Here is a 22,755-nt window from a genome sequence, read left to right as displayed (position 1 = left end):
CGAAAACAATGAACAGCAGCACTTTTTTAGATTTTTTGCCAACTAATTTTAGACATGAGAAAGCTTTTTTTATTCAAAATAATCTAACTAACTTTGATAAACTAAGTAATCTTTCAGACTTAGATATAAATGAGGTTCAACGAAAATCCGCACTATGTACATTAAATAATTTAAAGAAAATTAGAGCTATAGCTATTTTTAAAAAAGAAATTGACATTTCTCCACCTGAAGCATATCTACTTTTACATTGCGGTATTGCTTCTATTAAATCATTATCACTAACTACACCTTACGAATTAGAACGCAAAATCGGGAGATTAGAGAGAAGTCTTAGAGTGAAAACTGAGACACAAATAACTTTTGCTGTCCTAAAAAAATGGGTTAAAAGAGCCAATCAAATCTACAAATCTATTTGAAATCTTGGTTAAAAAAATTATTTAATGTAGAATTTAGAAAAAGTCAGTGAAAATGAAATCTTTTTTATTTTTTTTATTTTTGTTTTCAAACTCTTTATACCCTGTCTTTAGTCAATCGAACTTATTAGAAAGTGTAAAAAAAAATCCAGACGAAGCTATAAATATATGTAATAAGTTTAGAGAGTTTAATTCAAAAGGTATTTCCGCTAATTCAGATAAAGCTATACAGTATGTATCCAAAAAAAATAAGTTAACTCCTGTTAATGCAGAGATTTATTCTATTTACGTCATCGGACTGCACTGTCCAGATATTATCTAAAGCTTAAATGTATGATTCAAGATGGTTTGACAAGTCTCTAGTACTTAGAGATGGAGTCAGACTTACATCAAGGATTTGGTTACCTAATGGTAATGGGCCATGGCCTGCATTATTAATGAGACAACCTTATGGGAGGGAAATAGCGTCGACGATTACCTATTCTCACCCTACATGGTGGGCTTCCAAAGGATATATGGTAATAATTCAGGATGTTAGGGGGATGGGCTCTTCTGAGGGAGTTTTTAATGGTTTCAAGCAAGAAGCTAGCGATACTTCAGAAACACACGATTGGGTAAGGGCTCTCAAAGAATGCAATGGGAAACTTGGCTTATATGGTTTTTCATATCAAGGATTTACTCAACTAATCGGCGAATCAAATTCAATGCCACCCGATTGTTTATCTCCAGCAATGACTGGGATGAATATTAAAGATCATTGGTGCTCAGATGGGGGGGCATATTGGTGGCATAACAATATTGCATGGGGACTTCAAATCGCTGCATTAAAAATGAAAAGAGAAAATAATTTATCTGAGTGGGGGAAGATAAGATTAGCGTTAGAAAATAAAAGTTATCTAATCGAGGGAATTGATATTTTAAAAAAATATGATCCTAATAGCTTTGTTTTGCTATGGCTTAATAATTTAAGTAATGCTAGCTCGTTTGAAGAATTTAAGCCAATTTCATCATGGATTAAACAACCAATGTTAATTATTGGAGGACTTTGGGATCCACATTTAAAAGGTGCCTTTGATCTTTATAAAAAATCTAAAGAAGCTGGCGGTAATCCAGAGATAATTATTGGGAATGCGACGCATCTAAATTGGTGGGAGGGATCACAAGAATCTTTATTAAAATTTTTTGATAAACATCTAAAATCAGATGAAATTTTTAATTTTATGGATATTAAAACTGAGAAGAAAATATGGAATATTTCATTAAATAAATGGGAAGAATTAAATAATAAATCTCAACCTGAATTTATTTTTGGGCTCAAAAGCGATGGTAAAGCAAATATAGATATTGAAGATGAAAGTCTGACCATAAAATCAAAAGGATCAGGATGGTTCACAATTGTTAATGACCCATGGAGACCTACTCCATCTGACGGTGGTCATTTAGGTCCAAATCCTGGAAAGTTTAATAGAAATATTATTGATAAACGCCTTGATGTAGGTGTTTTTCAAACCAATTCTTTTGAAGAAGATCAATATTTCAAAGGAGTTCCAACATTAGAAATCCCTGTAAAAAGTGATCAGCCCAATTTTGATATCTGCCTTGCTTTATCTCTAGTTGAAGAAAGTGATGAGAAGGCGAATCAATTCTCAACTGGATTCTTAAGGGTTAAAAACTCCAAAATAAGTGAAGAATGCATTTATCAAATATCAATGCAGCCAACAAATATTTGTTTAATTAAAGGCAGCAAGCTTCGCTTATCAATATCTGCTGCTGCTTATCCCGCTATTGGAGTTAATCCTGGATTTGGGGATGGAAATATTGGAGCACCTTCAGCAAATCATAGAATTATTACTCTAAGTTTTAACCTTAATAAAACATTTATGAAAATGAACCCTTTTTTTTAAGAAAAAATTATTTTTTAGGTTAATCATTTGATATTATTAATCCTTAACATGTACCAGTCATGATAGAGACAAATCAAGCAGACTGGATTAATTCAGAAGCTATCAACCTAGAAAATTGTTGCAATGAAAATCCATTAAACATATTAGGTCCTCATTTTTATGAAGAACAATGGGTCATAAGGGTATGGATGCCTGAAGCGGACGAAGTTAAAATAAATTTTAAAAATAAAACTTACAAGGCCGAAAGCATAAACCATAAATGGCTTTTTGAAGCAATCCTGCCTGAAAATCCAAATTCTAATTATAGAATAAGTATTTCACGAGGAGGGATCACACATACACAACATGACCCTTGGTCATATAGAGAAGAGTGGATGGGAGAAGTTGATAGGCATCTTTTTGCAGAAGGTAATCATCATCATATTTGGAAAAAAATGGGAGCACATCTCATTGAAAATAAGAATCAAAAAGGAGTCATGTTCTGCATTTGGGCTCCAAATGCAAAATCAATATCGATAATTGGAGATATAAATTCTTGGGATGGAAGACATCATCCAATGCAAAAAAGATTAGGGGGAATTTGGGAACTATTCATGCCAACAATGAAAGAAGGAGACGTATATAAATATGAAATAAGAACACAACAAGGTCATATTTATGAGAAAGCTGATCCATATGGTTTCCTTCATGAAATCAGACCTCAAAATGGTTCAATAGTTTCAAAATTGAAAAACTTTAATTGGAATGATAGTTCTTGGATTACAAATAGAGATTCCTCTAGTCAAATTAACAAGCCAATTTCAGTTTATGAGATGCATTTAGGAAGTTGGCTCCATGAATCAACAGATAATAAATATCTTGAAGACAATGGGAATCCTAGAGACCCAGTTCCTGCTGCAGATTTAAAACCCGGGACAAGATTATTAACTTATCCAGAATTAAGCGAAAAACTCATCCCTTATGTAAAGGAGAGAGGATTTACTCATATTGAACTAATGCCAATATCTGAACATCCTTTCGATGGTTCTTGGGGATACCAAGTTACAGGCTGGTATGCACCAACAAGTAGATTTGGCACTCCTAATGAATTTAGAGCATTTGTAAATAAATGTCATGAAGAGGGCATAGGTGTAATTCTTGATTGGGTACCTGGGCATTTCCCTAAAGACAAGCATGGTTTGGCATTTTTTGATGGTTGTCATCTTTATGAACATGGGGATTCACGCATTGGTGAACACAAAGAATGGGGAACTTTAATCTTTAATTACAGCAGAAACGAAGTAAGAAATTTCCTAGTAGCCAATCTCGTTTATTGGTTTGAAGAATTTCATATTGATGGCATACGAGTAGATGCTGTTGCTTCAATGCTTTACAGAGACTATCTAAGACCAGATGGAGAATGGATACCTAATGAGAATGGTGGGAATGAAAATACAGAAGCCGTTAAATTTCTTCAACAGGCCAATCATGTACTCTTCCAACATTTCCCAGGGGCACTTTCTATTGCTGAAGAATCAACAACTTGGCCAATGGTAACCCAACCAACGGACATGGGAGGATTAGGGTTTAATTTAAAATGGAATATGGGCTGGATGCACGATATGCTCGATTATTTTGAGATAGATCCTTGGTTCAGACAATTCCATCAAAATAGTGTGACTTTCTCAATAACATATAACTATACAGAGAACTTTATGCTTGCTCTCAGTCATGATGAGGTTGTCCATGGGAAAAGTCATCTTTTACATAAAATGCCTGGTGATGACTGGAAGAAATATGCAAATACTCGAGCTTTACTAACTTATATGTGGACCCATCCGGGTAAAAAAACAATATTTATGGGAATGGAATTTGGACAAAGACAAGAATGGAATGTTTGGGATGATCTTCAATGGGATTTACTAGAATTTGAACCTCATAAAGGTATTAGAAACTTGATTGATGACCTAAACTCACTTTATAAAAATGAAGCTGCGTTATGGAAAAATGACTTTGATCCTTATGGATTCCAATGGATTGATTGTAATGACACATCTAATTCGGTTATAAGTTTCATGAGAAGAGAAAACGATACCAATGAGTGGCTTGTTGTTGTTGCTAACTTTACACCTAATACTCATGGTTCATACAAAGTAGGTGTTCCTGTAGAAGGATTCTATAAAGAAATATTTAATTCAGATGGCTCTAGATATGGGGGCAGTAACAAAGGAAATATGGGGGGTAAAGAAACTATAAATTACAATATCCATGATTATCAAAATGCTCTAGAACTTGCTTTGCCCCCATTAAGCGTGAGTATCTTCAAGCATCAATCAAAAAAATAAGAAGGCTCATTTAACTTAGTGCTTCATATAAATGTTCATATACCACTTTTGCTCTGCTTTGCATTGTAAGATTTTTAAGTTGGAATTTTAATTTTTCTTTAAAACATATCGAATTGAAAAATGGGTCATGATTTACCACTACTACTTTCTGCCGCATTAGGTCAAAAAGTAAATAGGCCTCCAGTATGGATGATGAGGCAAGCAGGACGATATATGAAAATCTATAGAGATTTAAGGGAGCGTTACCCAAGCTTTAGAGAGAGGTCTGAGAATCCAGAACTATCATATGAGATTTCAATGCAGCCTTTTCATGCTTTCAAACCGGATGGTGTTATCCTTTTTTCAGATATTCTCACACCTCTGCCAGGGATGGGCATAAATTTTGAAATAATAGAAAGTAAAGGTCCAATAATTGAGGACCCAATAAGAAATCTTAACCAGATAGAAAATTTAAAAGAATTAAATCCAAGTGAGAGTTTAAGTTTTGTTGGGCAAGTTCTTTCTTCACTAAAAAAAGATGTGAATAATGAGGCAACAGTTTTAGGTTTTGTTGGCGCACCTTGGACTCTTGCTGCATATGTAGTTGAAGGTAAAAGCAGTAAAAATTATTCTTTAATAAAATCAATGGCTTTTAAAGAACCAGATTTACTTCATAAACTTCTTGATCATTTTGCAAAATCTATTGGTGAATATCTTAAATATCAAATAAAATCTGGAGCGCAAGTAGTACAAATTTTTGATTCATGGGCAGGCCAACTAAGCCCACAAGATTACGATATTTTTGCTGGGCCTTATCAAAAAAAAGTTGTTGACATTGTAAAAGCGGAATACCCTGAAACACCAGTAATTCTTTACATTTCAGGAAGTGCTGGAGTAATAGAAAGAATGGCAAAAACTGGCGTAGATATAATTTCATTAGACTGGACAGTAGATATTGAAGAGGCTTCTAAAAGAATCCCTAGTGGGATAGGAATTCAAGGTAATGTTGACCCTGGCATTTTATTCGGAAACAAAGAATCAATAAAAGAAAGGATAGATAATACTTTCAATAAAATTAAAGACAGGAAATATATTCTTAATTTGGGTCATGGGATTTTACCTGGGACTCCAGAAGAAAATGCTCAAACATTTTTTGAATATGGAAAAAAACTCACTTACTAGTCAAAGTCTTGGCATATAAAAACTTATTAATCACAGGTGCGAATGGATGTGTTGGCCAATATTTAGTTAATTGGTTTTTAAAAAACACAAAATTCAGGCTTTATCTCATGGTAAGAGACAAAAGTAAGTTGCCAATTTCTGTTCAAGAAAATAAAAAAGTCAAGTTAATGGTCTGTGATATCAGGGAATCAAATAAGTATAAAAAGGAAATTAGTCAAATTAATTACCTAATACATACTGCTACAGCTTGGGGAGATCCAAGAAGAGCCTATGAAGTAAACATTAAAGCTTTTGAAGAATTACTTGAAATGCTTGATATTGACAAGTTAGAAAAGATTATTTATTTTTCAACAGCTAGCATTCTTGATACTCAAACAGAATTAATGAGGGAATCATTGATTTATGGAACAGAGTACATTCAAACAAAATATGAATGTTTCCAGAGACTTAGAGAAAGCTCATTTGCAGAAAAAACTTTCGCTGTTTTCCCTACCTTGGTTTTTGGAGGAAATCTTGGGGGGAAAAGTAAATATCCTGTGAGTTATTTAACTAGTGGATTGAAAGAAATTGGAAAATGGCTTTGGTTAGCAAGATTTTTAAAACTCGATTCTAAATTTCACTTTATACACGCAAATGATATCGCTCAAATTTGTGGGTTTCTAATTAAAAATCATAAAGAAGAGCAATACAAAGGCTTTAGAAAATTTGTCCTAGGTCAGAAATTCATCTCAATTGATCATGCCATAATTACACTTTTAAAAAGAAATAATATGAGGAGATATTTTGCGATACCCCTTACAAAAAAAATTCTAAAAATATTATTAAGAATTCTTCCCATCCAAACCACCCCTTGGGATATCTTCAGTATCAAGAAATATGACTTTAATCATGTCCCCATCACTAATCCTGAGACTTTCAACCTTAAAAGTTATGCGAAGTCACTGAATGATATTTTAAGGTTATCAAAGTTACCAAGCTGTAATAACAATTAAAATTCTCACAGTTAGGCTGCCAAAGCCTTGTAAGATATATAAATAAGTAAATTTTAATTATGTTACGTTCAATCTTTACAGGGTTATTCGCAATAGTTTTAACTCTAGGTCTAGGAATTTCATCAGTTTCAGCTAAGACTGTTGAAGTAAAACTCGGAACGGATGCTGGAATGCTTGCATTCGAACCAAGTACAGTAACCATTAGTGCCGGTGATTCAGTTAAATTCGTCAATAATAAATTAGCTCCTCACAATGCTGTTTTTGATGGCCATGAGGAATTAAGTCATGCAGACCTAGCTTTCGCTCCAGGAGAGTCTTGGGAAGAAACATTTGATACTGCAGGAACATATGATTACTATTGCGAGCCACACAGAGGAGCTGGAATGGTAGGTAAAGTTATTGTTCAATAAATTTTTAATACTTAAGTATTTTTATACTTAATACTTACTACAGTCATAATTATATTTTGATTGATGAAAATAGTTCCAAGCGAATTTTCAAATTCTGCTTGGAACTGTTTTATTTTGGCCAAAGAAACTGCATATAAAAATCATCAACAAAACGTTGACTCTGACAATTTATTTTTAGCTCTTATAAAACAAGACAACCTTACAAAAAAAATCTTAAAAAAAAATAATGTAAATATCAAAGAGATTGAGAAAGAAATAATGTCTTCGTTAAATTTGAAGGCAAAAATGAAAAATAAACAAGATAATTTATATATTGGTGATACTCTTCACAAAATATTTTTGAAAGCGAATGAGATTAAAAATACTTTAAATGATGTAGTGATATCAACAGAACACTTAATTTACGGTTTCACTTATGATATTAAATATGGATTTCAAATTTTAAATCAAAAAGGTATTCCAGAATTTCTTGAAACTATAAAGAAAATGAAGTCAGATCCAGCATTAAAAAACGAATTTGATACTTCTAATGAGTCTTTGGAAAAATATGGTATTGATCTAACTCAATCAGCACGTGATGGAATTTTAGACCCAGTTGTTGGTAGGGATGAAGAAATTAGAAGAACAATTCAAATATTGAGTAGAAGAACAAAAAATAATCCGGTTCTTATTGGAGAACCTGGGGTTGGTAAAACGGCCATTGTTGAAGGGTTAGCTCAAAGAATTATTAATGGCGATGTACCTTCTGCGCTACAAGATAGGCAACTAATTGCATTAGATATGGGTTCACTTATAGCTGGGGCAAAATATCGTGGAGAATTTGAAGAAAGAATTAAAAATGTCCTTAAGAAAGTTAAGGAGTCAGACGGTAAGATCATTCTTTTTATTGATGAAATTCATACAGTTGTTGGAGCTGGTGCTAGCGGAGGTTCTTTAGATGCAAGCAACCTATTAAAACCAATGCTAGCAAGAGGAGAACTTAGATGTATTGGTGCTACAACCATTAATGAACATAAACAAAATATAGAAAAAGATCCTGCGCTAGAACGAAGATTTCAGAAAATAAAAATTGATGCTCCTTCAATAGATGATACTGTATCAATATTAAGAGGATTGAGAGAAAGATACGAAGTTCATCATAGTGTGAGAATTTCTGATAATGCTTTAGTTGCCGCTGCAACCCTTAGCGAAAGATATATTAACGATAGATTTCTTCCTGACAAAGCAATAGATTTAATCGATGAAGCAGCCTCAAGATTAAATATAGTCATAACTTCCAAACCTGAAGAAATTGATGAAATTGATCGAAAAGTTCTGCAGTTTGAGATGGAAAAATTATCTTTAAAAAGAGAAACGGATGTTTTTTCTGTAGAAAGATTAAAAAAAATCAATATTGAACTTATATCCCTTAAAGATAAACAGGCAGAATTAGGCGCTAAATGGAAAAAAGAAAAAGATGAAATTGATGAGATTAGCACCATAAAAGAAGAAATTGAATCTGTTCAATTGCAAATAGATCAAGCCAAAAGGAGTTTTGACCTCAATAAAGCAGCAGAATTAGAATTTGGCACTTTAAATTCTTTACAAAAAAAATTGAAAGAAAAAAATGAGTGTCTAGTTAATTCTCACAAAAACGGAGAGGCTAGTCTTTTAAGGCAAGAGGTTACTTTTGATGATATTGCAGAAGTTGTCTCAAAGTGGACCTCTATTCCAGTACAGAACTTAAATCAGTCAGAAAAGGATAAGCTTTTAAGCCTCGAGTCGGTCCTTAAAGAAAAAATTATTGGCCAAAATAGTGCAATTAGGGCAGTTGCAGATTCCATTAAAAGATCGAGAACTGGTCTAAATGATCCAAGCAAACCATTAGCAAGTTTCCTTTTTTTAGGTCCAACTGGTGTTGGGAAAACAGAGCTTAGTAAAGTAACAGCAAAAATTATATTCGATTCAAATTCTTCAATCACAAGACTTGATATGTCTGAATATATGGAAAAACATTCAGTTAGCAAAATCATAGGTGCACCTCCTGGATATTTAGGTTTCGAATCAGGCGGTCAACTAACTGAAGCTGTACGCAAAAATCCTTATTCATTGATACTTCTTGATGAAATAGAGAAAGCTCATAAAGATATATTAGATATTCTCTTACAGGTTCTTGATGATGGAATCATTACTGATGGTCAAGGTCGTACAATCAATTTCAAAAATTCAATTATTGTTCTCACAAGTAATTTAGGAAGTCAATCAATAACTGATTTATCAGTTAGAAAAGAAGATACACATGAAATTAAAAAAGTTTTAGATAATGAACTTAAGAAATTTTTCAAGCCTGAGTTTTTAAATCGACTTGATGAAATAGTTATTTTTAATAATTTAGAATTAAATGACATAAAAGAAATTGCAAAAATCCAGATTCAAAATTTAGAAAGAAGACTTAACAAAAAAAACTTAAAATTCAAAATTACGGATGAGGTAATTAACCAACTTGTCGAAAATAGTTTCGATCATGTTTATGGTGCAAGGCCTTTAAAAAGAATTATTCAAAAACAAATCGAGACAAAAATTTCAAATAATATATTGAATAATCATTACCTTAATAAAGACGAGATTAATATTTATCTGGTTAATGGAGAGATAATTGTTGATTAAAGATCTAAATTAAAGAATTCTATATGACTTGAAATTTAACAACTTTAATCTAAGATTTGAACCAATCAGGAATTTTCTCATAACTTGCTTTATTAGATTTATTTTCTTTTGATTCTGTTTTCCAACAACATGTTCTGCCCTTGTCCTTGTCCTGCAAATATTCATTAGCCCATCTCCAAGTCAATTCAGAAGTGAACTCCATTCCTACATTATCCATAATTCTCAGATCTAAAGCATCTAAGTCATGTAATTTTTCCCAGTAATTCAACAAAGGGTCATCTTTATTTACTAAAAATGTATGGTCAAATTGCTCCTTTAGTCTATTTTCTAGGGGCTTTAGACTTGAAAAATCCACAACAAAACCATTTAGGTCTAATTTTTTTGCAGTGAACCAAAAGGTGAATGATCTTGAATATCCATGCACAAATCTGCAGTGGCCTTCATGGCGCCATTGCCTATGTGAACAGGGAAAATCCTCGTAACTTTTGCTGCATGAAAATTTCACAGAATGAATATACATCAATTAACTGTTAGGATAATTTTTAATAAAACACCTTGAGTAGGATTTAACATAACGAACATAATGACTTATTCAACTAATTTTTCGATAGAAGATCTACGCTTTGATAATTATGGATTAATCCCTGCAATAGCACAAGATTGGCTTGACGGATCAATTCTTATGCTTGCTTGGATGAACAAAGAATCATTGACAATGACACTTGAAACCAAAAACGTGCATTACTGGAGTAGATCAAGATCAGAAATCTGGAGAAAAGGAGCTACAAGTGGAAGTACCCAAATACTTAAGGAGATAAGATTCGACTGCGATAATGATGCACTAATCCTTTTGATTGAACAAAATGGATCAGGAGCATGTCACACTGGGGAAAAAAGTTGTTTTTTCAACGAAATCCAAATTAATCAAAATGATAAAAAAGAGAAAAAGACAACTCCATTCTCAAATATTTGCTCTGAATTATTCAATACAATTAACGAAAGATCAATAAATCCTTCAGAAAAAAGTTACACAAATTATTTATTAACAAAAGGTAGTAATACTATCTTAAAAAAAATAGGGGAGGAATCCGCTGAATTTATAATGGCATGCAAAGATGATGACAAAAATTCAATCTCAAACGAGGCTGCTGATTTAATTTATCATCTGCAAGTAGCCCTTATGCACAAAGGGGTTGAGTGGAGAGATATTCTTGCTGTTCTTGAATCAAGAAGAAAAAATTAAATAATAAAAATCAATAATTTACAAATAAAAAATTTAAAAATGGAATAAATAATATAAATAAAACTAATTAATAATTATTAATTAAATATTAATTAATTATTACATGTATGGCTTATTAATGAATTAACTATAAGTTGAATATATTAATCAAAGAGGTAAATCGTGAGTTCATTAAGCGATTTTCTGGGTGAAATAGGGCGTCATCAACTTTTGACTCCCGAGAGGGAACTCACTATGGGAAGAAAAGTCCAAGAGATGGTCGTGCTTGTTAATAGATGTCAAGAGGCAGGTGGCAAAGGTTCCGCTTGTGAATATTCCGAAGCTGAAAGAAAAAAAATAAAAATTGGTGAAAAAGCCAAAAATGAGATGATAACAGCGAACCTAAGATTAGTTGTGAATCTTGCTAAAAGATATCAAGGGAAAGGACTAGACTTGCTCGACTTAATTCAGGAGGGAACATTAGGCCTTACAAGGGCTGTAGAAAAATATGATCCCTCTAGAGGGCATAGATTCTCGACCTATGCTTATTGGTGGATTAGACAAGGATTAAATAGAGCATTATCAACTCAAAGTAGAACTATTAGGATACCAGTAAATATAAATGAAAAACTTACAAAATTAAGATCAGCCAAATCAAAGCTTATGCAACTTAAGGGTATTCCCCCTACTAGCAATGAGCTGGCCGAAGAACTGAAAATAACCAAGGAGGAAATTGACGAATTACTCTCTTGTGAATTGAGAAGTATTACTGTTAGTCTTCAGGGCACTGTTAAATCAAAATCAGATCCCTCTGAGTTAGTTGACATTCTTCCAAGTGATCAAACTCCTCCAATGGAGTTAGCTGAATTAGCCGAAAGAACAGCCTCTGCTTGGAAGTTGTTAGATAAGGCAAATTTAACTGAAAAAGAAAGAAAGATAGTAAGCCTTAGATTTGGCTTAGACGGTTCAAATGAATGGAGAACTTTAGCTGAAGTTGCAAGACACATGAGTTGTAGTAGGGAATATTGCAGACAAGTCGTTCAACGTGCCTTAAGAAAACTAAGAAAGGCGGGAATACAAAATGGATTAGTTGATAGTATTAGCTAAAAGCTCTATTAAAAAATCTAAAATTTGAATTATAAAAATGAAGGATAATTATTACAATAACCAAGAAAAAATTTATGAAGCTGAAGTTTTAGAAAGTTCAACGATTAATGAGAATATAATCATCAAAATTCTTATTAAATCTGGAAGAACAATAGCAAAGCCTGCCTTAGAAGTTTTGGAGATGGCTATAGATCCCTATACTCCAGCACAAGTAAGAGTTTCCTTAATGGCTGCTTTAGCCTATTTAATTATGCCCTTTGACCTTTTCCCTGACTTTATGCCTTTAGTTGGTTTTAGTGATGATTTTGTAGCCCTCACGGCAGTACTAAGTATATGGAGTAAGTATATGACTCCTTCAATAAGAGCAAGAGCAGAAAGAAAGCTTAATAAATTATTTCCTTTTTATTGAATGAGTAGGCTATCTCAACAGGAAGAAAAAGAACTAATCTCCTTCATTAAGGATTGGTTGAAATCCCATGGATTTAATCAAAAAGATTTGGCCCATGAATTAAATATTAAATCAAGTAGAACTTCTGAAATCATTTTAAAATTTAAAGAATTATATAAAAAAGGCGGTATGTTCAACATTGCAAAAAATCTTATAAAAATTGAACACAATTGGTTGAATAATATAAAAAATGATTATCGAGAGACAAACCAAACACCTCCATACAATCAATTAGATATCGACTCTTTAGTAAACCAGATACATCAAGATACTAGTAAATAAATATTATTTATATATATTATTTTTACCTAGAAATGATATCCTCTCTTAACGAAGAGATTCTAAAAGAATATATTCATATTCCTCTTAAAAAACTAACCTTTTATTATATTAATAGCTGATCAATTCGTAAATATAATCAATAATTAAATCATTAATGAAAAATATTTTTATTTATTTTATTCTTAATTAATTTTATTTTTAATTAATAGTAAATAATTCCTGAAATATATTTGTAAATCATAGTTAAAAGGCTTGTACCCAATTATAAATATCATAATTAATCCATATACCTTTTTTCCAATATATATCTTCCTCAATAAGATCTCTCATTTGACTTTCGTCATTAGCATTAAAAATTCCAAACAAATATTTAGTACATTTCGTTGGTCCTAAAGTAACTAAAATATTCCGATCTTTTAATTTTTTTAGTCTATTAAGATGTTGATCACGAAATGGTTCCCTTTTAATGATTGCATCTTCACAGTATTTCCCAAAGACTACAAACTTTTCCATTTATAAAAATAACTATTAAAATATATATATAATTAATAATTGCATATATTACACACAAATTGCTATCTTATTTAAGAATAACTTTCTTTTAATTTATTATGCTCAGTGGTAGCGATCTTCTTGCAAAAGTTAAAGAACTTGGGGATGTTAGCAAGTCGGACCTGGTGCGGGCCTGTGGATATGTTTCCACGAAGAAAAATGGTAGTGAACGCTTAAATTTCACTGCATTTTACGAAGCACTTTTAGAAGCGAAAGGGGTAAATCTTGGAGATAGTGGGGTTGCAGGGATTGGTAAAGGCGGAAGAAAACTAAGTTATATTGCCACAGTTCAAGGGAACGGAAATCTTTTGATTGGTAAAGCATATACAGCACTTCTAGATTTAAAAGCGGGTGATGAATTCGAAATTAAGCTTGGAAGAAAACAAATCAGATTATTACCCACTGAAGAATCTCAAAGATAACAAAACTAAATTTGATACTTAATTTATAAAATCCCTAATAATTAATTTTCTTATCAATATGTTTTCTGTTTATTTTTTTTGATCCGCAGCTAAACGCATATCTTTACAAAAATTACCAACATGATCAACAAGATCTTGTTTACTGGAACTAGAAATTCGTTTGACAAATGCACTTCCAATAATTACTCCATCTGCGCCCCATTCGCGAACTTTATTAACATGTTCAGGAGTGGAGATTCCAAACCCAACAGCAATAGGATTAGTTGTTATTTCTTTTAATTTAGCAATAAGATTTTCTACTCTATTTTCCATTGTATTTCTCTCACCCGTGACGCCTGTAACACTTACTAAATAAGTAAACCCTTTTGTATTATTGGATATTTTTTTCATTCTTTCAAAAGGAGTCGTTGGAGCAACCAATAAAATCAAGTCCATAGAATGTTTGCTAACTATTTTAGAAAATTTATAAGCCTCCTCCAAAGGGAGATCAGGAATTATTAGTCCAGAAACCCCAGCATTGGATGCCATCTCACAAAATTGTTCAAAGCCAAAACACAGCAGAGGATTTAAGTAAGTAAAAAGTATAATGGGAATATTTAATTTACCTTTTAAAGACTCTAAAAGTGTAAGTACTTTTCTTGGGGTAGTGCCTGACTTTAAGGCGCGTGAGGCCGAGAGTTGAATTATAGGTCCGTCTGCAAGTGGATCACTGTATGGGATGCCTAATTCAATAAGATCAGCCCCATTTTCTTGTAACTTTAATAAGATCTCAGAGGTTATTTCAATATTTGGGTCACCAGCCATTATGAAAGGCATCAAAGCTAACTTTTTATTATTTTTTAACTCATAAAACTTCTCATCTACCTTTGATAAAGATTCATTTTTAGTAATTTGCATTTTGTTTTTTTTCATGAATTTTAGATTTTTTTCTATGAAAATTTATGGATTTTTTTCTAAATCTTCTATTAGTCTCTCCTGTTCTTCTTGTGACAATGAATTGAACTTAGTTTCTAGTTTATCATTAACAACTTTTTCATACTCCTTTCTATAACGCTTCCTTTGTTCAATAAACGTCATTTTCCCATTTACAACTCTATAAACATAAGATGTTACCCAAGTAATAACAATCAGAATTAAGATACAACTTGAGATAGTACTGGCTGTAAAATCATCTATACCAATTTGCGGTGCAAATTTATAACTAATTAATCCTATTAATGAGACAAATATACCTATTTGTACAACTTTACCTTTAGTCAATTATTCACCCTTTACCACTTCCTTTTAATCTGAGGTTTAAAAATGGAGAAAATAAAATTAAACCTGGAAAGAAAAGAAATACTAGTCCATAAATTCCTAACCTTTCAAATTTGCCCATTACATTCCATCTATTATTCATCCAATAAAATAGGAATAATGGAATAACCAATAAATAGAGAGAAATAACTCCAACATAAGCAATTAAGGAAACAAATGAATTATTGAAAATATTCTCCATTTTGAGTTATGGTTTCTTAGTTAAAACATAACAATAATTGGAAGTTATTGTAAGAACTAAAAATAAAAAATTAAATAATGGGAGTGGGGGGACTTGAACCCCCACGAGCTAAATCGCTCGACGGATTTTAAGTCCGGCGCGTCTACCAATTCCGCCACACTCCCGGAGGGATTTGCGCTATTCAATCGTAGCCGAAAGCAACCCATTTAACCAAGAAAAATTGGAATATTTACACTTTTAATGAATGATCAGATTAAATCTAATTTTTTAATTTACTATCCCTTCCACTAGCCATTGTAAAGTTTCACCTGCATGAAATGGTTTTATTTGTCCGACAATATTTTTTTCTTCAACAACATCAATAAATTCTCTAATTTTATTAGGTCTAGACACTACTTTTAATTTTTCTTTATTAGGGGGCATATTATAAAAGTTAGATCCATTCAAACTTGCAAACTTCTCAAAATTATGTAGAGCATTTTCCTCTTCAAATACTGTTAAATAACTTTCTATTGCTACTGGCGAATTAAAAATACCTGCACAACCACAAAAAGCCTTCCACTTTCTAAGGTGTGGAGCAGAATCAGTTCCCAAGAAAAAACATTCTTTCCCACTTGTTGCAGCTTTCCTTAAAGCCAGTCTATTATTTTCCCTCTTAGCCACTGGTAAGCAGTAAAAATCACTATTTAAGCCTCCAAAAAACATTGCATTTCTATTTATATGCAAATGATGCGGAGTGATAGTAGCTCCAATATTATTTTCTTGAACAAAATCAACGGCATAAGATGTGGTTATATGTTCTAAAACGATTTTTAATTTTGGAAATCTTTTAGTTATTTGGGAAAGTTCTCTATCTATAAAAACTTCTTCTCTATCAAATAAATCTACTTCAGAATCAGTAACTTCCCCATGAATTAAAAGAGGCATCCCAGAATCTTGCATTGATTCAAAGATCTTATATAGATTTTCTATTTTCTTAACTCCATGACTGGAATTTGTTGTAGCATTAGCAGGATATAATTTTGCTGCGAAAAAGACATTATTTTTAAAACCATTTATTAGTTCTCCTTTATCTGTCTCATCTGTAAGATACATCGTCATTAATGGTTCAAACTTAGAACTTTCTGGTAACGCCTCGAAAATAGATTTTTTATAAGAAATAGCCCTATCAATGGATGTTATGGGAGTTTTAGTATTTGGCATTACGATAGCTCTTCCAAAAAATCCTGAAGTAAAATGAATGATATTTTTTAATACAAGACCTTCTCTTAAATGTAAATGCCAATCATCAGGTTTTATTATGGTTAATGTCTTCAAAATTTTTACTATTTAATCAATTTTAACAGCAAATTAAAATTGACAATAAATTATAGATATTCGAGGATAGTGATTAATCAATTATTAAATTTTTAATTATCTAAATAAAAGCTTAAATATGAGTGATTTTTTGTTTCCAATAATAGAAATAATTTTAGGAGTAGTTTTACTTTTTGCAGGAGGAGAGTTCTTTATTCAAGGAGCCATATATTTATCTTTAATTTTAGGCATCCCTCAGATAGTAATTGGATTAACAGTTATTTCTCTGGGTACAAGCTCTCCTGAGTTGTTAGTAAGTTTAAGTTCAATTGTAAAAGGCAGCGATTCGCTTGCGGCTAGCAATGTAATAGGAAGCAATATTTTCAATGTTCTTGTAGTTTTAGGTATAAGCTCATTGATAACACCTCTAAAGGTAAAAAGCAGAATAGTCAGAAGGGATGTTCCTCTATTAATGGCTATTTCTTGTGCGGTTTGGGCAATGTCATCAACAGGCTTATTAACATTGCAAGCAGGGATATTTCTAATATTTTGTTTAGTCTTAAATACAATATGGGAAATTAATACCATCAATGAGAAAGAAGAGGATACAAAAGATGCCGAACCAGAGGTAGAAGAATTCAAAGATAACTATAAAGGTAAGCTAAATATTTTACTAAAGTTGATATTTGGAATATTTCTTTTAAGCTTTGGTTCAAATATTTTAGTAAACGGTGCGCAAACTCTTGCTACTCTTTTAGGTGTAAATGAAATTGTTATTGGTTTAACTATTGTAGCCACCGGAACATCTTTGCCAGAGTTAGTAACCTCAATAATTGCAGCATTTAAAGGCAAAACTGATCTTGCGATTGGTAATGTAATAGGAAGCAATTTACTCAATCAACTTCTAATTCTTGGAAGTTGTAGTATTTTTTCAGGATTTAAAGGTTTAGTTATTGAACAAAGCCTAATAAAAGTTGACTTGCCTTTTATGGTTTTAACTACCTTTGCATGCTTACCAATTTTTTGGAGCAAAGGAAAAATTACCAGAATTGAAGGATTTATTTTGCTTAATCTTTATATTTTTTATCTTCTAGATAAGATACTCTTTTTGAATGGATTTAATTATCTTTCTGAATTAAGGATAGGTTTAATTATTTACTTTTCATTGCTTATAGTAATTCTATTTGCTCAAGAAAAATTAAATTTTTCTGAATCATAATATTATCCATACATTGTCACAAATTCTTCCGAGATAGTTGGGTGCAAAGCCATAGTAATATCAAAGTCTTTCTTTGTTATGCCTGCGTTTAATGCAATTGATACCATTTGAATAATCTCTGATGATGTTTCTCCAAACATATGGCATCCCAGTACTTTGTCAGTTAGTGTATTAACTACAATCTTTAACATACATTTTGATTTTTTCTCTTTAAAAGTATTAGACATTGGCGTAAATTTACATTTAAAAATTTTTATATTTTCCTCGGAGTAAATCTCTTTAGCTTTTTTCTCACTTAAACCAACTGTTGAAATTTCAGGAATAGTAAAAACGGCCTTAGGGATATTTTCATAATTTACTTTTCTTTTTTGGTCATTAAAAAAATTATCCGAAAAGACTCTGCCTTGTTCAATCGCTACTGGAGTTAAGTTTGGTCTGTTTATGATATCGCCAACCGCAAAAATATTAGCTTTACTTGTTTGATTAAGTTCATCAACATCTAAATATTGGCCATCCATCTTTAGATTTAAAAAATCTAAATTTAAAGGCAAAAGATTTGGTTCTCTACCTGTAGCAATAAGGATATTATTTGTTAAGAGTTTATCGCACGAGTCCAAAGTAGATTCCAGATCTCCATTTACTCTCTTGATAGACAGTAATTGAGTATTGGAGATTATATTTATTCCAGTGTAAGTAGGTGATTCCTCTAAGCATGAAGACAGATCCTCATCAAAACCATTAAGTAAATGTTGACCTCTAATTAATTGAGTTACTTCAGTACCTAAATTCCTGAAAATAGAAGCAAATTCACAAGCAATATATCCTCCTCCAACTATTAATATTGATTTAGGAAACTTTTCCAATTTAAAAATATCATCACTAGTCCATGCCAAATCTATTCCAGGAATATTCAATTTATTGGGTATACCTCCAACTGAAATAAGAATCTTCTTTGAGCTTATTTTATTTTTAATTTTCTTTGTTTTTGGACAAATTATTTCTAATTCATTTTGAGTTATGAATCTTCCTAAACCCTCAAAAACAGTTACATTCAATTTATCTAAAGAATTTCTATGTAAATTACTTAATCTGGAAACCTCCTCTCTAACATTCTTCAATAAAATACTTGATTCAAAATTAATACCTTCACTTTTCAATCCATATCCTTTAGAAGAATCCATATTTTTTTTACTTTTAGCGGCATAAACCATCAATTTTTTAGGGACACATCCCCTTATGACACAAGTTCCTCCTATTTTATTTACTTCTATGATTGCAACTTTTGCTCCATAGCTGGCCGCACGTTTAGCCGCCGCAAGTCCCCCAGATCCAGCGCCAACAACAATTAAATCAAATTCAAATTCCAAGACTTTTTTTAATCAATTATTATAACGTTAGTTTATAACTTTAATTCAAATAATGAATGGGATTTTGACATGGGATGATTTAAATAAGTTTGAAATTGAAGATCTTGATAGAGTCAATGGTATCAATAATTCCTACGCAAATTTAAGATTATTTGGGCATACTGAGAATGATGTAACAGTTACCCTCTATAGGGATAGGCATTCTTGGTGTCCTTACTGTCAAAAAATATGGTTATGGCTTGAATATAAGAGAATTCCATACAGAGTCAAAAAAATAAATATGTTTTGCTATGGTCAAAAAGAAAGTTGGTTCCTTGATAAAGTTAGATCGGGTAAATTACCTGCAATTGAATTTAAAGGGCAAGTCATAACTGAAAGCGATTATATAATAGCTTTTTTAGAAAATGAATTTGGAGCACTTGGGTCTTTAATAACATCCAGTCAGCTTATTAAAATTAGAGAATTAGAAAGAGAAATTTTCAGATCTTGGTGTAATTGGCTTTGCCGAGAAAGCTTCAATTTAATAGATAACTCTTTTAGAAAAAAAAGATTTCAAGAATCCATTTCTAAACTTGATAAAATCTTAAGTAGATCAAAATCAGGATTTATTGATCCATTAGTATCTAATACGGGTGAGATAGAGCCTGGTGTTGGAGATATAATTTTTATTCCTTATATGGAAAGAATGAATGCTTCATTGAATTACTATAAAGGGTTTAATTTAAGATCTAATTACCGTTATGTAGATAAGTGGCTTACCCTTTTTGAAGGGACAAGTGCTTATAGAGGAACTCAAGGAGATTTTCATACTCACTCTCATGATTTACCACCACAAATGGGTGGATGTTATAAAGAAAGAAATGAACAACAGATTACCTTCTCTGAGTTAATAGATAATGGAAAGGGTCTTGGTAATTATGAATTAAATAAAAATTATGATTCAAAAAATTTCGCTAAAATTGCTCTTAAGAGAGTAATAAATCATAAAGAAAATTTACTAAAAGTAAACCCATACAATAAAGAATCCTTTGATGAATCATTGAGATCAGCATTGACGCATATGATCACAGGTGAAGTGCGAATCCCTGAGAAACTTTCAGGAATCTCTCTAAAATACTTAAAAAATAGAATCTCTGTTCCTAGAGACATGCCAATTATTTCAGCAAGGTTATTAAGACAATCATTAAATAAAATTGAATCGCTAAGTGATCACAATGAGATAGATAAGATACCTTTCAAGCATAGATATGATCAAGATCCTATAAATTTCATTTCTATTTAACTGTAAAACTATAAATTTTTTCTTGAATCTATTTGAAGTAAATCTCTTATTTTTTGTACTTGACTTGCAATATTAGGATCAATAGACAATTTTTTTTCAACTTGTTCGATAGCATACATAACTGTTGTATGGTCTTTTCCCCCAAATTCATCTCCAATTCTTGGTAGGCTTAGATCAGTTCCATGTCGCATAAGATACATGCCTATTTGCCTAGCTTGACTTACTGGTTTTCTCCTACTTGAACTAATCAATTCATCAGTAGAAACTTTAAAGAAATCTGAAACTTTTTTAATAACTTGTTTTGGAGTCACAACTACTCCAACACTATTTGGATCAAGCATTGGAGCAATTGATTGTACTGTCATTGGTAATCCTGTTATTGAAGCAAATGCAACAGCTCTAGTAAATGCTCCTTCTAGTTCTCGAATATTCGAAGTGAATCTTCCTGCTATAAATTGAATTAAATCTCTTGGAAGACTCATCCTCTCTTGTTCTGCCTTTTTTTGAAGAATGGCTGTCCTAGTCTCAAGGTCAGGGGGTTGAATATCTGCAGTCATACCCATTGAGAACCTAGAAATTAATCTCTCTTGAATTCCGGACAATTGATTTGGAGGTCTATCACTTGCAATAACTATTTGACTACCTGATTCGTGAAGAGCGTTAAAAGTATGAAAGAATTCTTCCTGCGTATACTCTTTACCTTCTAAGAACTGTATATCGTCTATTAAAATCAAATCTACATTTCTATATTTATCTCGAATAGCTGTCATTCCATCTCTTCTGATGCCACTAATTACATCGTTAGTAAAAGTCTCTGTAGATACATATTTAACTTTAGCTTCTGGATCTATTTCTACTCTATAATGACCTATTGCTTGCATTAAATGAGTTTTACCAAGACCTACTCCACCACAAATAAATAATGGATTAAATTCTCTCCCAGGAGATTCAGCAACTGCTAAGGATGCTGCATGAGCCAATCTACTATTTGGACCTACAACAAATCTTTTAAAGACGTAGCGTAAATTTAAACCGTTAGGATTTTTGAATTGATTTTTTGAAGAAGTATCTTGGCTATGATTAGAAAAAGATTTTGTTTTATGATTAATGTTCTGTTCTTTGAGGTTATCTTTATTTGTTAAATCGCTGCTGTTATTTGTTTCGGATTTAAAAACAACTTTCACATCATGACCGCAAATTTCTTTTGCAGCTTTTTCGATAGTTTCAAGATAATTCTTTCTTAACCAATCACTAGAAAATGTATTTGGAGCGATTAAGGTCAACAAGCCATTCTCAAAGCAATTAAATCTAGCAGGCCTTATCCATGTCTCAAATGAAGGCTTACTTAAAGTTTTTTGGAGTAATTGTTGAACTTCCGTCCAAATAGGATTAGTTGCTTGCAAAATTTTATTCTCTAGATTATTAATCTAGTTGGAATTTAATAATTGGCCATTATCAAATCACAAGATCACAACAAATTTAAAATTTTTTAACAAAGCATGATCTAAATTTATAAGAATAAATTTTATATTTTTATCGACTTATAATTATTAGTAAGTCTCACTGAAGTATTGGATAAGGCATTACTTATTATCATGGCAAAATGGCATGGTTTTGGAAGATGCAAAACAAGATTATCGAGAGATATAGGTAAAAGTAATTCTGCAAAAGTACAAAGTGTGATGACCAAACACACTATTTCCGTCGCCAAATCTCTCCAAAAAATTAACCCAATTGATATTTCTATAGCTATATCTGGTTTAGGGGAAAAAAGTTGTAGAAGATTCTCTAAAGAATTAGGCGTTAAAATGTTTAATTTACAGGGGAAAGGCTGCTTGGGAGAAAAAATGAAAAGGCAAATAATTATCAACAAAAAATTTTGTACTCAAAATAAAATAAAAAATATTATTGTTATTGGTACTGACCTACCAGATTTATGCCATCTAGATTTATTGAATACTATCAGAGAGTTAAAACAAAATGATCTTATTTTAGGACCATCAAATGATGGAGGTTATTGGCTTATTGGTTTATCAGAAAAAATAATATCTAAACATCTACATTTACCTTTTATAAATATTAAGTGGAGTAAAGAGAATGTTCTTCAAAAAACAATTGATAATTTTGCCTCCATAAAATTGCAATATAAGTTATTAGATAAAAAAATAGATATAGATACAATAATTGATATTGAAAATAGAAAGTAATCA

At 31.7% G+C, this 22,755-nt stretch carries 24 protein-coding genes and 1 tRNA gene; 16 read left to right on the top strand and 9 right to left on the bottom strand.

The annotated features are described in order from the left end of the window. Nucleotides 1–8 precede the first annotated feature (8 nt). From HA146_RS03030 to HA146_RS03000, 8 genes are all read left to right on the top strand, one after another. Nucleotides 9–416 carry a DUF4332 domain-containing protein gene (locus HA146_RS03030; protein WP_209108093.1) on the top strand — a complete coding sequence of 136 codons (408 nt, stop codon included), beginning with the start codon at nucleotides 9–11 and terminating at the stop codon, nucleotides 414–416. A 52-nt stretch (nucleotides 417–468) separates the two neighbouring features. After that, nucleotides 469–735 carry a hypothetical protein gene (locus HA146_RS09530; RefSeq protein WP_245157427.1) on the top strand — a complete coding sequence of 89 codons (267 nt, stop codon included), beginning with the start codon at nucleotides 469–471 and terminating at the stop codon, nucleotides 733–735. A gap of 7 nt (nucleotides 736–742) precedes the next feature. Beyond that, nucleotides 743–2,317, top strand: a complete 1,575-nt coding sequence (locus HA146_RS03025) for a CocE/NonD family hydrolase (RefSeq protein ID WP_209108092.1) — start codon at nucleotides 743–745, stop codon at nucleotides 2,315–2,317. Nucleotides 2,318–2,376: 59 nt separating this feature from the next. Continuing rightward, the gene (gene glgB, locus HA146_RS03020; RefSeq protein WP_209108091.1) at nucleotides 2,377–4,641 is read left to right on the top strand and encodes a 1,4-alpha-glucan branching protein GlgB; all 2,265 of its coding nucleotides are present in this window, start codon (nucleotides 2,377–2,379) and stop codon (nucleotides 4,639–4,641) included. 120 nt (nucleotides 4,642–4,761) lie between these two features. Beyond that, nucleotides 4,762–5,802, top strand: coding sequence for a uroporphyrinogen decarboxylase (hemE, locus tag HA146_RS03015; RefSeq protein ID WP_209108090.1), 1,041 nt, complete (start codon nucleotides 4,762–4,764; stop codon nucleotides 5,800–5,802). 8 nt (nucleotides 5,803–5,810) lie between these two features. Then, on the top strand, nucleotides 5,811–6,794 hold the full coding sequence (locus HA146_RS03010; RefSeq protein WP_209108089.1) for an NAD-dependent epimerase/dehydratase family protein: 984 nt from the start codon (nucleotides 5,811–5,813) through the stop codon (nucleotides 6,792–6,794). 59 nt (nucleotides 6,795–6,853) lie between these two features. Further along, a complete protein-coding gene (petE, locus tag HA146_RS03005; RefSeq protein ID WP_209108088.1) occupies nucleotides 6,854–7,204 on the top strand; it encodes a plastocyanin in 351 nt (116 codons plus the stop codon). Nucleotides 7,205–7,267: 63 nt separating this feature from the next. Next, entirely contained in the window at nucleotides 7,268–9,850 is a 2,583-nt protein-coding gene (locus HA146_RS03000; protein ID WP_209108087.1) for an ATP-dependent Clp protease ATP-binding subunit, read from the top strand. Nucleotides 9,851–9,899: 49 nt separating this feature from the next. Here HA146_RS03000 and HA146_RS02995 read toward each other — a convergent pair whose 3' ends face one another. Then, on the bottom strand, nucleotides 9,900–10,370 hold the full coding sequence (locus tag HA146_RS02995) for a 6-carboxytetrahydropterin synthase (protein WP_209108086.1): 471 nt from the start codon (nucleotides 10,368–10,370) through the stop codon (nucleotides 9,900–9,902). A gap of 63 nt (nucleotides 10,371–10,433) precedes the next feature. On the opposite strand from HA146_RS02995, the gene hisIE reads away from it, so the two are divergent. The 4 genes from hisIE (at nucleotide 10,434) to HA146_RS02975 (ending at nucleotide 12,909) form a co-directional block, all read left to right on the top strand. After that, nucleotides 10,434–11,093, top strand: coding sequence for a bifunctional phosphoribosyl-AMP cyclohydrolase/phosphoribosyl-ATP diphosphatase HisIE (gene hisIE / locus HA146_RS02990; protein ID WP_209108085.1), 660 nt, complete (start codon nucleotides 10,434–10,436; stop codon nucleotides 11,091–11,093). Between the two features lie 162 nt (nucleotides 11,094–11,255). Beyond that, the gene (locus HA146_RS02985; protein ID WP_209108084.1) at nucleotides 11,256–12,179 is read left to right on the top strand and encodes a sigma-70 family RNA polymerase sigma factor; all 924 of its coding nucleotides are present in this window, start codon (nucleotides 11,256–11,258) and stop codon (nucleotides 12,177–12,179) included. Nucleotides 12,180–12,216: 37 nt separating this feature from the next. Beyond that, the gene (locus tag HA146_RS02980; RefSeq protein ID WP_209108083.1) at nucleotides 12,217–12,588 is read left to right on the top strand and encodes a YkvA family protein; all 372 of its coding nucleotides are present in this window, start codon (nucleotides 12,217–12,219) and stop codon (nucleotides 12,586–12,588) included. Further along, nucleotides 12,589–12,909, top strand: coding sequence for a hypothetical protein (locus HA146_RS02975; RefSeq protein WP_209108082.1), 321 nt, complete (start codon nucleotides 12,589–12,591; stop codon nucleotides 12,907–12,909). 243 nt (nucleotides 12,910–13,152) lie between these two features. On the opposite strand, the gene HA146_RS02970 is transcribed toward HA146_RS02975, so the two are convergent. Continuing rightward, the gene (locus tag HA146_RS02970; protein ID WP_209108081.1) at nucleotides 13,153–13,422 is read right to left on the bottom strand and encodes a YciI family protein; all 270 of its coding nucleotides are present in this window, start codon (nucleotides 13,420–13,422) and stop codon (nucleotides 13,153–13,155) included. A 98-nt stretch (nucleotides 13,423–13,520) separates the two neighbouring features. On the opposite strand from HA146_RS02970, the gene HA146_RS02965 reads away from it, so the two are divergent. Then, entirely contained in the window at nucleotides 13,521–13,883 is a 363-nt protein-coding gene (locus HA146_RS02965) for an AbrB family transcriptional regulator (RefSeq protein WP_209108080.1), read from the top strand. Between the two features lie 69 nt (nucleotides 13,884–13,952). Here HA146_RS02965 and trpA read toward each other — a convergent pair whose 3' ends face one another. From trpA to pyrC, 5 genes are all read right to left on the bottom strand, one after another. After that, nucleotides 13,953–14,795, bottom strand: coding sequence for a tryptophan synthase subunit alpha (gene trpA / locus HA146_RS02960; RefSeq protein ID WP_209108079.1), 843 nt, complete (start codon nucleotides 14,793–14,795; stop codon nucleotides 13,953–13,955). 27 nt (nucleotides 14,796–14,822) lie between these two features. After that, nucleotides 14,823–15,143, bottom strand: coding sequence for a DUF3007 family protein (locus tag HA146_RS02955; RefSeq protein WP_209108078.1), 321 nt, complete (start codon nucleotides 15,141–15,143; stop codon nucleotides 14,823–14,825). Nucleotides 15,144–15,147: 4 nt separating this feature from the next. Continuing rightward, the gene (locus tag HA146_RS02950) at nucleotides 15,148–15,381 is read right to left on the bottom strand and encodes an NAD(P)H-quinone oxidoreductase subunit L (RefSeq protein ID WP_209108077.1); all 234 of its coding nucleotides are present in this window, start codon (nucleotides 15,379–15,381) and stop codon (nucleotides 15,148–15,150) included. A gap of 78 nt (nucleotides 15,382–15,459) precedes the next feature. Beyond that, nucleotides 15,460–15,545: transfer RNA gene (locus HA146_RS02945), tRNA-Leu, on the bottom strand. 103 nt (nucleotides 15,546–15,648) lie between these two features. Further along, nucleotides 15,649–16,698, bottom strand: a complete 1,050-nt coding sequence (gene pyrC / locus HA146_RS02940; protein WP_209108076.1) for a dihydroorotase — start codon at nucleotides 16,696–16,698, stop codon at nucleotides 15,649–15,651. 118 nt (nucleotides 16,699–16,816) lie between these two features. Here pyrC and HA146_RS02935 point away from each other — a divergent pair, with 118 nt between their 5' ends. Further along, a complete protein-coding gene (locus tag HA146_RS02935) occupies nucleotides 16,817–17,896 on the top strand; it encodes a calcium/sodium antiporter (protein ID WP_209108075.1) in 1,080 nt (359 codons plus the stop codon). Between the two features lie 2 nt (nucleotides 17,897–17,898). Here the strand turns inward: HA146_RS02935 and gorA are convergent, their stop codons facing one another. Then, on the bottom strand, nucleotides 17,899–19,263 hold the full coding sequence (gene gorA, locus HA146_RS02930; RefSeq protein WP_209108074.1) for a glutathione-disulfide reductase: 1,365 nt from the start codon (nucleotides 19,261–19,263) through the stop codon (nucleotides 17,899–17,901). Between the two features lie 52 nt (nucleotides 19,264–19,315). On the opposite strand from gorA, the gene HA146_RS02925 reads away from it, so the two are divergent. Further along, entirely contained in the window at nucleotides 19,316–20,545 is a 1,230-nt protein-coding gene (locus HA146_RS02925) for a glutathione S-transferase (RefSeq protein ID WP_209108073.1), read from the top strand. 8 nt (nucleotides 20,546–20,553) lie between these two features. On the opposite strand, the gene dnaA is transcribed toward HA146_RS02925, so the two are convergent. Next, the gene (gene dnaA / locus HA146_RS02920; protein WP_209108072.1) at nucleotides 20,554–21,948 is read right to left on the bottom strand and encodes a chromosomal replication initiator protein DnaA; all 1,395 of its coding nucleotides are present in this window, start codon (nucleotides 21,946–21,948) and stop codon (nucleotides 20,554–20,556) included. A 192-nt stretch (nucleotides 21,949–22,140) separates the two neighbouring features. Here dnaA and HA146_RS02915 point away from each other — a divergent pair, with 192 nt between their 5' ends. After that, nucleotides 22,141–22,752 carry a TIGR04282 family arsenosugar biosynthesis glycosyltransferase gene (locus HA146_RS02915; RefSeq protein WP_209108471.1) on the top strand — a complete coding sequence of 204 codons (612 nt, stop codon included), beginning with the start codon at nucleotides 22,141–22,143 and terminating at the stop codon, nucleotides 22,750–22,752. The last annotated feature ends 3 nt before the right edge of the window (nucleotides 22,753–22,755 follow it).

The organism is Prochlorococcus marinus CUG1416, from assembly GCF_017695965.1.
Lineage (GTDB): Bacteria > Cyanobacteriota > Cyanobacteriia > PCC-6307 > Cyanobiaceae > Prochlorococcus_A.
The sequence above is the reverse complement of the archived record's forward strand: the minus strand, read 5'-3'. Positions and strand labels throughout refer to the sequence as shown.